This is a genomic window from Microbacterium sp. MYb62, from assembly GCF_002979475.1.
In the GTDB taxonomy this organism is placed as follows: Bacteria; Actinomycetota; Actinomycetes; order Actinomycetales; family Microbacteriaceae; genus Microbacterium.
The window spans coordinates 420,731-433,033 of the sequence record NZ_PCOY01000001.1 but is presented as its reverse complement, the minus strand read 5'-3'; the positions used below and the strand labels follow the sequence as shown (position 1 = coordinate 433,033).

At 67.7% G+C, this 12,303-nt stretch carries 9 protein-coding genes; 3 read left to right on the top strand and 6 right to left on the bottom strand.

The genetic code is table 11. From position 1 onward, the window contains the following. Positions 1-3: 3 nt before the first annotated feature. The 6 genes from CQ042_RS02110 to CQ042_RS02085 form a co-directional block, all read right to left on the bottom strand. On the bottom strand, positions 4-2,346 hold the full coding sequence (locus CQ042_RS02110) for an arylsulfatase (RefSeq protein WP_105668561.1): 2,343 nt from the start codon (positions 2,344-2,346) through the stop codon (positions 4-6). A gap of 128 nt (positions 2,347-2,474) precedes the next feature. After that, positions 2,475-3,191 (bottom strand): GAP family protein, encoded by a 717-nt coding sequence (locus CQ042_RS02105; protein ID WP_105668560.1) that lies wholly within the window; start codon positions 3,189-3,191, stop codon positions 2,475-2,477. Positions 3,192-3,231: 40 nt separating this feature from the next. Then, positions 3,232-3,903, bottom strand: coding sequence for a GAP family protein (locus CQ042_RS02100; RefSeq protein WP_105668559.1), 672 nt, complete (start codon positions 3,901-3,903; stop codon positions 3,232-3,234). A 1-nt stretch (position 3,904) separates the two neighbouring features. Continuing rightward, the gene (locus CQ042_RS02095; protein ID WP_105668644.1) at positions 3,905-5,581 is read right to left on the bottom strand and encodes a SulP family inorganic anion transporter; all 1,677 of its coding nucleotides are present in this window, start codon (positions 5,579-5,581) and stop codon (positions 3,905-3,907) included. 153 nt (positions 5,582-5,734) lie between these two features. Next, positions 5,735-6,874 (bottom strand): AI-2E family transporter, encoded by a 1,140-nt coding sequence (locus CQ042_RS02090; RefSeq protein ID WP_258131940.1) that lies wholly within the window; start codon positions 6,872-6,874, stop codon positions 5,735-5,737. A gap of 67 nt (positions 6,875-6,941) precedes the next feature. Further along, entirely contained in the window at positions 6,942-7,775 is an 834-nt protein-coding gene (locus CQ042_RS02085; RefSeq protein WP_181157401.1) for a mechanosensitive ion channel family protein, read from the bottom strand. 140 nt (positions 7,776-7,915) lie between these two features. Here CQ042_RS02085 and CQ042_RS02080 point away from each other — a divergent pair, with 140 nt between their 5' ends. From CQ042_RS02080 to CQ042_RS02070, 3 genes are all read left to right on the top strand, one after another. Further along, a complete protein-coding gene (locus CQ042_RS02080; protein WP_105668557.1) occupies positions 7,916-8,545 on the top strand; it encodes a hypothetical protein in 630 nt (209 codons plus the stop codon). A gap of 72 nt (positions 8,546-8,617) precedes the next feature. Beyond that, the gene (locus CQ042_RS02075) at positions 8,618-9,685 is read left to right on the top strand and encodes a DUF998 domain-containing protein (protein WP_105668556.1); all 1,068 of its coding nucleotides are present in this window, start codon (positions 8,618-8,620) and stop codon (positions 9,683-9,685) included. A 56-nt stretch (positions 9,686-9,741) separates the two neighbouring features. Continuing rightward, positions 9,742-12,288 (top strand): LuxR C-terminal-related transcriptional regulator, encoded by a 2,547-nt coding sequence (locus CQ042_RS02070; protein WP_258131938.1) that lies wholly within the window; start codon positions 9,742-9,744, stop codon positions 12,286-12,288. Positions 12,289-12,303: the final 15 nt, after the last annotated feature.

The window sequence follows — 12,303 nt, the reverse complement described above, 5'->3', positions numbered from 1 at the left end:
GCGTCAGTCTCGTGCCAACGCGGCCGCCAAGTGGGCCTCGAGGTCGAGATAGGCGTCATCCGCGATGTCGAACACGACCTTCGTGATCGAGCCGCCGGCGAAGTCGAATCCGTACCCGTACAGTGACGACACCGGGTCGGCGCTGTCTCTGCCGATGGTCAGACCTTCACCGCAGAGCGAGAAGTGCCCGAGGACCGTGCGTATCCGCTTCTCGCCGACGACCTGATCGTCGATGTACAGCTTGACGGGGCCGACGCCTTCGCGGTGCTCGCCCACGCCCTCCTTCGTGAACTCGACGCCGATGATGTGCGTCCCCGAGGTCGGCACGGGCGCGGAGACCCGATCCTCCGGAGGAATGCCGAGGAAGTTGTACACGTAGTGCACCTGTCCGTCTTTCACGACGAGTGCATGACCGCCGAACCGTGATCCGTGGGCGAAGATCACCCCTTCCGTCTCCGGGGTGAACTCCACTTCGGCTGCGATCTTGTACGAGACGCCGTGTGTGTTCGCCGCGGATCGCTCCGGCACCTCGCTCGTGCCCGGGTAGTAGACGAACTGGCCGGAGGGAGGAGCCGGCTGGTGGAACTCCATGGCGACGAACGTCTCGAAGTCCTTCGGATTGCCGATGATCTGCAGGTCGTTCAGCGGCAGCACATTGTTCGTCTGCGCTTCCTCCATCCAGAGCGCCTTGAGTTCTTCCAGCTTGTCCGGGTGCTCGGCGGCGAGGTTCGTCGCTTCGGCGCGGTCGAGATCCGTGTGGTAGAGCTCCCACTCGTCCTTGTCGAAGTTGCTGATACCGCTCATCGGTCCGTGGACGGCGACCGCCTTCCACCCTTCGTGCCAGATGCCGCGCTGGCCGAGCATCTCGTAGTACTGCGTCTTCTTCTGCGTCGGACCCTCGGGCTCGGCGTCGAACGAGTACGCCATGGAGACTCCGGATAGCGGCGTCTGCTCGACGCCGTTGTAGACGTCGGGGAAATCGACGCCGCAGGCCTCGAGGATGGTCGGCACGATGTCGGTCGAGTGGTGGTACTGGTGGCGCACCTCGCCGCGGGCTTTGATCCCGGCGGGCCAGTGGATCACCAGCGGATCGCAGACGCCGCCCTGGTAGGTGTACCGCTTGAACATCTTGTACGGCGTCGAGAACGCCGCCGCCCAACCGGTCGGATAGTGGTTGTAGGTATCGGGGGAGCCGAGCTTGTCGACGAGACGCAGATTCTCCGCCTCGTCGTCCGGGTAGCCGCCGAAGATCTTCCCCTCGTTGACGGAGCCGTTCGGGCTTCCCTCGCCGGATGCGCCGTTGTCGGCGCAGTAGAGGATGAGGGTGTTGTCGAGCTGTCCGGACTCCTCCAGGTAGTCGACGATACGGCCGACCTGGGCGTCGGTGTACTCGCTGAAGCCGGCGTACACCTCGGCCATCCGCGAGAACATCGCCTTCTCCTCGGCGTTCAGCGAGTCCCAGGGACGCACCTCGTCTGTCGGGTTGAACGTGCCGTCGGTCATCGGATTCAGCGCGGTCAGGTCGGTGTCGGCCGGGAGGATGCCCTTCTCGACCATGCGGGCGAGCACCCACTCGCGGTAGGCCTCGTAGCCGTCGTCGAACTGTCCCTTGTACTTGTCGATGTACTCCTGCGGCGCATGGTGGGGCGCATGGTTGGCGCCCGGGCAGAACCAGAGGTACCAGGGCTTCTCCGGTTCGGTCTGCTTGACGTCGCGGATCATCGTCAGGGCCTGGTCGGCGAGGTCCTTCGAGAGGTGGTAGCCCTGCTCGGGGAGATACGGCTGATCGATGTAGTGGTTGTCCTCGGCGAGCGAGGGGTACCAGTTGTTGGTCTCCCCGCCGATGAACCCGTAGAAGCGGTCGTAGCCCTGCGCGAGCGGCCAGTGCTTCTTCGACGCACCGGCGGTCCACTCGTCGATGGGGACGTTGTGGTTCTTGCCGACCCAGAAGGTCGACCAGCCGGCATCGCGGAGGACGTGCGCCATCGTGGCGTTGGAGTCGGGGATGTGCGAGTTGTAGCCGGGGAACCCCGTCGAGGACTCCGAGATCGTCGCGAAGCCGTTGAGGTGATGGTTTCGACCCGTCAGGAAGGTCGAGCGCGTCGGGGAGCACAGTGCGGTCGTGTGCCACTGCGAGTAGGTGAGGCCGTTCTGTGCCAGTCGATCCATGGTGGGCATGCTGATCCGGCCACCGTAGGGAGACCACGCGGCCATGCCGGTGTCGTCGTAGAGCACGACCAGGACATTCGGTGCGCCGGCTGGTGGTGCCGCGGCGCGGTAGGCGTCCCAGTCAGCGACGGAGTCGCGCACATCGAGTTCGATCTTGCCCTGGAATTCCCGAGCCATCTCCGGTCTCCTTCTCTTCGTTGAACGATGCAGCTGCCCATCGGGTTCAAAGTACTGCGGCGGATTCTTCCCGTCAGCAGACCTCGTCGTCCTTCATCCGGGTGATCTCTCGGAGGGCCCGCGCCGGGTCACAGCAATGCGGCGATTCCCTTCTCGAGCTGGAGGGCGCCGATCACGAGGAGCAGCGCTGCATTGAGGACGTGGGTGTTGCCGGCGATCCAGCCCCGCACCCGGTCGAGGAGCGGCTGCGCCTCGGTGCCGCGGACCACCACGTACAGCACGGGCAGGGCGATGGGCAGAGTGCCGATGACGACGAACACGACGGCGACCCAGAGGCCGGCGGTCCTGTCGACGTCCGACAGGGAGATGTCGAGTGCGGCGAGGATCGCGCAGGAGGCGTCGACAGGGTTCAGCACGAACAGTCCGAGCCCCAGGAGCAGTGTGCGTCCGGGGCGGAACGACTCCACCGAATGCAGCCAGCCGGGCAGTTGCGGTGACGCGGCGACGACCTCACGCGGCGAGGAAGCCGCGGCCATCCGCGCGATGTGCACACGTCCCTTCCGGTACACCCAGACGGCCGACACGATCAGGAACAGACCGAGGAGCACCCGCACGAGAGGAACCCACAGGGGCGGTTCCCCCAGCGCATGGACGGCCAGGAGCGGGAACAGCCAGAGACACAGGGCCATGAGGCCCGCGAGACCGATGAACCACCCGATGAGGTAGGTGATGCCGTTCATCCGCGCCTCGCGGGAGAGGAGGACGGCGACGAGGGCCATGATCGCGAGAGGACTGAGCACGACGCCGAGGGCGACGGGGATGAGGGCCAGGATCAGTTCGCCCATGTCCGTGTTCCTCTCCTACGCGGAAGATCCGGGATGCGGGTCAGAAGCTCCCGATGCCCTTGCCGACCATCGATACGCCGATGACCAGAAGCAGCACGGCCATGATGACGGCGTTCTCGGTGGCCAGCCAGCCTCGCAGAGCGTCCAGGGGTGCGCGCAGCCGGTCAGCCGCGATGAGATAGCCGACGACGGGGACGAGCACGGTCGATGAGGCGATGAGGGTGTAGATGACGACGACCACGATGGTCGACCCGGTCGAGAGCGTCGCAGCGCCGACGTCGGTCCCCGCTCCGGCCGCCATGATGAGATTCTTCGGATTCACCGCCGACAGCAGGAACCCCAGACCGAACGCGACCGGGAACGTGACGGTGTCGATGGCCTGCATCCATTTCGGGAGCGCGGCCTCCTCTCCGACCTTCGGACGCTTGCGCCATTGCCCGAACGCGAGCACGAAGAGCAGCAGACCGAGGACGAGCTGCACCACACCGCGGATGGGACGGGAGGCATCGGGATCGTCCTCCGGCAGGATCGACGACAGCAGCGTGAACACGGTGACCGCAACGACGATCCCGATGACCCAGCCCAGCAGGAACCCCACGCTGGTCACGCGGGCCTTCGGCGAGAGCAGCATGAGAATCGCCGCGATGATCGGGATGGGGCTGATCGCGACGCCGAGCGCGAGCGGGAGGATGTCGCCGATGACGGTACCCATTTTAGTGCTCCTTCTCCGGAGGTGTCGATCCCGGAGGAGTCGACGCCAGTTGTGTGATCGCTTCACGGTTGGTCGCGTAGACCTCTTCCGATTCGAGCAGCTCGAGAGCGGTGAGTCTCTGGAGGGTGTTCGGCCTGACCCTGCTGAACGCGAGGGCGACCGCGTGATCACCGAGCCATTTCTTGAGCGAGGTGAACGACTCGGCACCGGTGACGTCGACGTCGGTGACGGCCTCCATGTCCACGACGAGGTGGTGGACGGCTCCGTCGCCCGCCGAGCGGACGGCGTCCTTCACAGCGGTCGAGAACACGGCCCCGTTCGCGAAGAACAGCGGCGCGGCCAGTCGGATGACGATCACTCCCGGCGCGGTCACCGTTCCTGCCGGAGCGTCTTCGAGCAGGGATTCACCGGGGTCGCCGCTGGACTCGAGGACGTCGATGGCCGGGTTCGAAGCACGTTTGGCGATGTTGATGAGCGCCAGCACGAACGCGACAAGGATGCCGGGAATCGAGCCGATGAAGAGCGTGACCAGGAAGCACGTCGCCCCGATGAGGAATTCGAAACGATCCTTGCGCCACAGATCGATGAAGTCCCGGATGCCGAGAAGGGGGATGATCGCCACGCCGACGATCGCTCCGATGGCGGGCGACGGGATGTCGGCCAGGAGCGCCGTGCCGAAGAGGAGGAGCAGCAGGGTTCCCGCTGCCAGGATCAGCGCCGGGAACTGCGTGCGAGAACCCGCCTGGTCCATCGCCGCCGTGCGCGAGGTCGACGAACCCACCGCGAAGCTGCCCTGGGCACCGGCGGCGATGTTCGAGGCGCCGAAAGCGAGGAGGTCGCGGTTCGCATGGAACGGGTAGCCGTGCTTCTCGGAGTACGAGCGGGACACGAGGAGTCCCTCCGCTGTCGTGACGAGCGTCAAGGCGATCGCCGAGGGCACGAGCATGAGCCAGAGGGACCAGTCGATCATCGGCCAGGTCAGCACCGGCGGTCCGGCGGGAACTTCGCCGAGGACATCGACTCCGCGTTGGTCGAGACCGGTGAGGACGACGACGAGCGTCGTGGCCACGAGCACGATCAAGGCCCACGGGACGGCCCGGAGATAGGCGCGCCCTAGCAGCAGGACCGCCACCGAGCAGACCGAGATCAGCACCGCCCAGCCGTTGAGGGAGGTGAAGCCCCCGACGAGGTCGGCGACCTTGCCGGTGAACTCCTTGCCCGAGTCGATCTTGACGCCGAGCATCTTCGCCACCTGGCTGACCATGATGTCGAGCGCGAGCCCGCCGACGAACCCGACGAGGATCGGCTTCGAGAGGAAGTTCGCCAGGAAGCCCAGCTTGAACACGGCGAGCAGCACGAACATGACTCCGCAGATGATCGCCTGGGCGAGCGCGAGGGTGGCGTAGTCGGCGCTGCCGGCGGCGGCGAGACCGCCGATCGACGACGCGACGAGCGCTGCGGCCGCGGCATCGGGTGAGGCGACCAGCTGTCGCGAGGAGACGATCAGCGCATACACGATGGTCGGGACGATCAGGGCGTAGAGGCCGGCGGTCGGCGGGAGCCCCGCGATCTGCGCGTACCCGATGTTGAGGGGGATCGCGATGGCGAGCAGCGTCACCCCGGCCGTCAACTCGGTGAGGAAGTTCCGCTTCGTCAGTCCCGCGAGTGGGCGTTGCACGTCGCCTCCCTTCGGTAGCGCCCCCGTCGAGCGCGTTCGCGTCCACGATCCCACCGGGCGGGTGACGGCGACCACGTCTGCTTCGCAACCTCCCCCTGGTGATTTACGCCACCCCTGGTGATTTACGCCACGTCGACGGTGGAAGTGCGGTGCTCAGGCGCGGCGGAACCCCCGACGTCGACGCCGACGACGTTCTGCGGTCGGCTCCGGTTCGGGGGCGGGTGGCACGGCGGTGTGATCGCCGGAGAGCCAGCGGAGCCAGGTGGCATCGGGATCGCCCTCGAAGACCAGGGCGCGTGCGAGCAGCGTGAGCGGGATGGAGAGGATCGCGCCGAGCGGGCCGATGATGAAGGTCCAGAAGATCACGGAGAAGAAGCTCAGGGTGAGGCTCAGATCGACGGCATCGCTGACGAATTTCGGCTGCACGAGCACCTGGAGGACGACGTTCACCACGCTGTACACGGCGATGACGCCCAGCAGCAACGGCCAGCCGCCGACGACGAACGCGAGGATGGCTGGGGGGACGAGTCCGAGCACGAAGCCGATGTTCGGGATGAAGTTGGTGACGAACGCGAGGATCGCCCACACCACGGGAGCCGGGACGCCCATCCACCACAGGGCGAGCCCGTCTATCACGGCGACGATCGCGCCGAAGGAGGCGTTGACGATGTAGTAGCGGCGGATGCCCGTGTTGAGGTGGGCGATGCGCGCGATGACCGCCCCCTTCGTGGCGCCGAACAGCGACGGTGCCTGGCGGTAGCGTGCCGCGTCGACGGCCATGAAGATGATGTAGGCGCAGACGAAGAACAATGCGGTCGCGACACTGAGTACCGTGCCTCCCACACTGCGGGCGACGTCGAGCAGCGTCGCGGGATCGAGTGCCGAGGCCGCGGCATCCGAAGCCGACTCGTCGAGACCGAGCGCCTGCAGCCAGCCGACGAACTCGTCGACGGTGTTCGCCAACCCGCCTTCCGAGACGAGCTCTCCGACCAGGCGGGCGAACTGCGTGCCCGCGAGCCAGAGCAGCGCGCCCATCACCAGGAGGATCAGGTAGGCGACCACGATGACGGCTGTCGTGCTCACCCATTGCGGCCACCCACGTCGATCGAGAGGGCGGCGAAGAGGCTCGCAGATGATGACGATCACGATCGCGAGGGCGATCGGTCCGAAGAGATCGCGGGCGAGGGACACACCGGCCAGCGTCACCACGCTCGCGGCGAGCACGAGCAGCACACGCAGACTGGGGGAGAGCATCCGGACCGGAGTGTGCTCGGGAGCAGGCGAGGAGGTCACGCGGCCAGCGTAGCCGCCGGCGACGGGGTTCGCCGTCGCCTCGCGGCACCGGCATCGACGGGCCCGATCAGATGGCCTCCGGGGAGATCAGCGGTGGCGGCCCCTGCTGCGGCGTGACGACCGCCTCGATGCCCGCGGCCTCCAACGCCTCCGCGACTCCGCGCACGGCGCCGGAGACGACGGCCGTTCCGTGGAGCGGGTGATGCCAGATCCGCAGGGTCAGCATCCAGCGCGCCGGCGAGACCGAGGCGAAGATGACGTCGGGATGCTCACGCGAGTGCACGCCCTCGACCTCGCTCGCCGCCTGCGTGATGACGTCGACCACCACGTCCAACTCGAGCGCTGCCGCGCGCGCGACGCGGATGTCGACGGTGCTGCGACGCGCGCCATGGCGCGAGTCGTTCACCAGGACGCCGGTGAGCAGGGCGGCATTCGGCACGTGCACGGTCCTGCCGTCCACCGTCGTCAGGATGACCGTGCGTCCATTCAGCTCCTGCACCACACCGTGGATCGCACCATCGGGACCGTCGATGAGGATCTCCTCGCCGATCTTCACCGATTGTCGCGACTGGATCAGGACCCCGGCGGCGAAGTTGTCTGCGACCCCGCGGAGAACGAGGATCAGCACGACCACGGCGATGGCGGTCATCGCGAGCAGCGGCTGCACATTCGCGCCGAGGAAAGCCAGACCGACGCCGACCCCGACCAGGAGCAGAGCGTACTGCGTGAACCGCGCGGCCAGCTGCGCGACCGAGTCGGAGATGCCCGGTGTGCGCGCCGCCAGCTTGAGCACGCCTCTTCGGGCGAAGCGGGAGAGCAACCAGCCGACGAGCACCGACAGCACCGCCAGCACGATCTGCCAGGCCGAGAGCCCGTCCGGGAACAGGTCTCCCAGCGTCACGATCCCCGGCCGCTCGGTCTCAGGTGCGTCCGCTTCATGTGACAAGGATGCGTCGCGTGCCTCCCCGGGTGCGGGTCGCGGTCACCCGGTGCGGGTGAGCGAGGTGACCTTCCCCGCTGCCGGAACGCCACTATGGGCGCATGAACGACCGACCGGCGCCGGCGCATGATCGCAAGTACGGCGTGCTCGAGATCAGCACGGTCCTCCTGCTCGCCATCACCGCGGTGATCACCGCCTGGTGCGGTTTCGAGTCCTCCAAGTGGGGCGGCGAGATGTCGATAGCGTTCAGCCAGGCATCGAGCGCACGCGTACAGGCGGCGTCGGCGGAGGCGAGAGCGCAGGCCGCCCGCCAGTACGACCTGACGATCTACACGGAGTGGGTTCTCGCCGAGGCGGACGAGCGCGCGGAGCTGCGCGCATTCATCGAGGAGCGCTTCACCCCGGAGTTCGCCGTTGCCTTCGAGGCCTGGAACGAGGGCGGACGCACGGCGGACGGGCCGTTCGCGATGGACGAGTACGTGCCGCCGGGGGAAGTGGAGGCCGCGGAGCTCAGCGCGCGTGCCGATGAGAAGTTCGACGAAGCGCTGCGCAACAATCAACGCGGCGACGACTACTCGCTGCTGACGGTCCTCTTCGCACTCGTGCTCTTCTTCGCGGCCCTGTCCCAGAACCAGCGGGCGCGCTGGAGGCGGACGGTGTTCCTCACCCTCAGCGGGGTTCTCGCCGTGGTCGGCGTCATCGTGCTGTCGACCTATCCGATCAAGATCTGATGCCGAGGGAGGATCGCCCGACACGGATGACCCCGTGTCGCCATCGCGCAGCCGGGAACGGAGACTGAGAGCATGTCGTCGACGCCACGATCACCCGACCTCCTCACGGCGGCGCGCTCGCACGGGGCGACGCGGGAACGAGCACGCGAGGCCATCGGACTCCAGATCTCGATCTTCGCGTTCGTGCTGGCGGCGCTCGTCGCCCTCCTGGTGTTCCGGTTGCGTCCGGCACCCATCTCCGGCCCCGACTCACTCGGTCAGTTCGCTGCCTTGATGTCCGCCGTCACGGCGATCGTCGTCTTCGTGCTGGGACGCATCATCGCGGCCGACCCCGCGCGGGGGAAGAGGCTGGGCGTGCTCGACGTCATCGACGTCGGGGCCTTCGCCTTCGCACATGCGATGATCGCCCTGCTGGGATGGACTCTGGCGGCGACGATCATGGAGAAGGGGCTCATCGGTGCCGTGGTGTACCCGATACCCGTGCTGATGCTCGCCGGGGCAGCGGCGGGGCTCACGGCGTATGTGACCTACTATTCCGCGACCCATCTCGATCTGCAGCTCCTGGCGACGGTGCTCGCCGTGTTCCTCGTGCTCGGGGTGCTCGCGAGCATGCTCACCGCGAGCGACCCGCAGTGGTGGAAGGAGAACCTCAGCGCTCTGGGAATGACAGACGACCTGTCGGCGCGGGCCTTCAACCTGACGCTGATCGTCGCCGGCATCCTCGTCACGACCCTCGCCCGTTACGCGACCAAGGGGATCCCGACGACGCATCCGCGCGGTACGGCGTCGGTGCGGACATGTCTGGTGATCGTCGGGATCTTCCTCGGCCTCGTCGGCGTGTTCCCGGTCGACCAGCACTTCGCGCTCCACACCGGTGTGGCCTCGGGCATGGTCGTCGCCTATGCGGTCCTCATCGTGGCGATCCGCTGGTGGGTGCCGGGCGTCTCCCGGACGTTCCTGCTGCTCGGCTACGTGTTCACTCTGCTCATCGTGCTGCTGTCGGTGTTCTTCGCTGTCGGCTATTACACGCTGACGGCCGTCGAGCTCGTGGCCGGGACCGTCGTGTTCACCTGGATCATCCTGTTCATCCGTACCGCCGACGCGCTCAAACGCGATGCCGGAACGGACGGCGCAGACTGAAATCACCCGGGGGAGGCCCTTGAACGCGGTCCGACAACGCCACTAGCTTTGGTGCCATGTCGCCCCCCGTACGTTCGACGAGGCCGGGACCCACCATGCGATTCCGGCCGCCGGCTCCTCAACCCGGCGCGATCCGCCGCGAACGGGTGAGCGCCGTGCTCTCCGAGGCGGCGTCGGTCGACCCGCTGACCGTGATCAGCGCCCCCAGCGGCTTCGGCAAGACGACGGCCGTCGCGGACTGGGCCTCCGGACTCGAGCAGGTCGCCTGGCTCGGCCTCAGCTCGTTCGACTCCGACCCATCGCGTCTGACCCAGGGGGTCGTGAACGCGCTGCAGGTCGGTTCGGAGCGTGCGGGGAGCCCGCTCGCGCTCGCACGGGATCTGGACGACCCCGAGCACGCCTACCAGGAGATCTGCGAAGCCCTCGAACAGGTCGGCACACGTGTCCACCTGGTCGTCGACGATGCGCAGCGCGCGGGGGAGGACTGGCGCCACGGGCTTCTCGGGATGCTCGCAGAGCAGGCCCCGGACAACCTGCGGGTCGTGCTCGTCGGAACGACGCTGCTCGAGGTCACCCTTTCCCGGCATCGGGTCACGCATCCGGAGTCGTTCGTCGGTGCGGAGACGCTCAGTTTCACCGGGGCGGAGGTGGCGCTCCTCCACGAAACCTCGGCAGCCCGTCTCGGCGCGGACACCATTCTCGAGGAGACTCGGGGATGGCCCATCGCCGTCCGCCTGATGATGATCGGCGGAGCAAGACCCGACTCCCGCGCGCAGAGCGCGTCGAGCTTCCTCGGGAACTACGTGCGGGAGCACGTCCTCGGGGCACTCCCGCCCGACGTCGCCGACTTCGTGCTCGAGGGGAGCGTCTGCGGTGAGCTGACGCCCGAGCTGGCGGCGGCCGTCACCGAGCGGCCCGATGCCCGAGACCTGCTCGAGACCTGCGTACGACTCGGTCTCTTCCTCGATCGTTTCGAAGGGCCGAACGGCGTCGTGTATCGCTGGCATGCCTCGTTCGCGAAGCAATGCGCGGAGATCCTCGGACGGGATGCCGAGCGAGCAGCCGGGTGCCACCGCCGCGCCGCCATCCTGCTCGAAGCCACGGATCCGATCGCGTCGATCGCGCACTCGCTCCGCGCCGGAGAGTTCGAGGTCGCCCGGCGGACGCTCCTGCACCACTGGCTCGGCCTCGTCGTCGGAGCGAGTGCCTCCGAGGTCGAGCGCACGGCGACCGAGATGCTGCGCCGCAGCCCGGAAGATGCCCAGGTGCTGCTCGTGCGGGCGTGCGCGAGCGATGTGCTCGGCGATCATCGCGTCGCCCGCGAGCTGTTCCGACGGGCGGAGGCGATGATCGCTCGGCAGGGTGACGACGCAGAGCCGGCCGTTCTGCAGATCGCCCGGCTGTTCATCGCCGACGAACGCGGCGACGTCGCGAACGCGAGCGCGAAGGTGCGGCAGATGCTGCTCGACGCGGACTCGACCGAGCTGGGTGATCGTGCGCCCCTCAACTATCTCCTCGGTTGGACGGAGATCCGGCACCGCGGCAACCCGATGATCCCGCTCGAGTACTTCTCCGCCGCGGCACGGGAAGCGCAGAGCTCCGGGGATCGCGAACTCGCGAGCCGGGCTCTGGGCCATCTCGCCTTCGGGCAGACCTGGGCCGGGCGCCTCACCGACGCGCGGGTCTCGCTCGCCGTCGTATCCGATGCGGAGGACGTCCGGCTGCCGTGGAGCACCTACGCCGGCGGCAGTGCCGCGACGGCCGCCGGGTATGTCTCGTACTGGTCGGGCGAGTTCGACCAGGCGATCCGGGAGTTCGGCACCGTGATCGCCAACGGGAGCGCCGATCGGTCCTTCACGAGCGTCGCCCGCATGATGATCGCGTTCGCGGCCGCCGAGACAGGCGATGTCGCGGCCTGCCGCCGCGCGGCGATCGGGATCCAGACCATCCCGCTCGAAGTCGTCCACGGAGTGTCCTGGCCGGCGTTCCGCGAGTCGTCGGTGGCGCTGCTCGAGGAGGCCGTCGGTCGCCAGGACCGAGCCATGCGGATCGCGAGGAAGTACATCCACTGTCCGGATCTTCCCGTCGTCAACGTCGCGCTCGCCGGGGTGCTGCGGCGCGCGGGCGAGTACTCGGCGGCTCTGGAGATGCTGCGATCCCTGCGCGCGTTCGCCGAAGTCTCGTACGTGAAGTCGGCGACCCTGATCACCGCCGCGGTGCTGCGCCGCCAGGGCGGACATCACGACGAGGCGCATGAGCTGTGCGAGGCGGCCATCGCGGTCGCCTCCGGCGAGAACATCCGTCTGCCCTTCGGGCCGCGGGAATCGGCGGTGCGCAGACTCCTCCACGAGCATGTGCACTTCGGCACGCAATTCGAGGACTTCATCGGACGGTGCCTGGCGGACAACGCCGCCGGGTCGCTGATCGACGCGCTCTCCGAGCGGGAACGCGATGTGTTCCAACAGCTGCAGACGGCGCGCACGCTGCATGAGATCGCCCGAGAGCTGGCCGTGTCGATCAACACCGTGAAGACCCACCAGCGCGCGATATACCGCAAACTCGGGGTCTCCTCCCGGCGGGAGGCGGTGCGGACCACCGTCTGATCGGCTGCCCCTCTC

Excerpts from the sequence above, each read along its gene's own strand:
- CQ042_RS02105 (WP_105668560.1), bottom strand. The coding sequence starts at position 3,191 with ATGGGCGAACTGATCCTGGCCCTCATCCCCGTCGCCCTCGGCGTCGTG.
- CQ042_RS02100 (WP_105668559.1), bottom strand. The coding sequence starts at position 3,903 with ATGGGTACCGTCATCGGCGACATCCTCCCGCTCGCGCTCGGCGTCGCG.
- CQ042_RS02080 (WP_105668557.1), top strand. The coding sequence starts at position 7,916 with ATGAACGACCGACCGGCGCCGGCGCATGATCGCAAGTACGGCGTGCTC.
- CQ042_RS02110 (WP_105668561.1), bottom strand. The coding sequence starts at position 2,346 with ATGGCTCGGGAATTCCAGGGCAAGATCGAACTCGATGTGCGCGACTCC.
- CQ042_RS02075 (WP_105668556.1), top strand. The coding sequence starts at position 8,618 with ATGTCGTCGACGCCACGATCACCCGACCTCCTCACGGCGGCGCGCTCG.
- CQ042_RS02070 (WP_258131938.1), top strand. The coding sequence starts at position 9,742 with ATGTCGCCCCCCGTACGTTCGACGAGGCCGGGACCCACCATGCGATTC.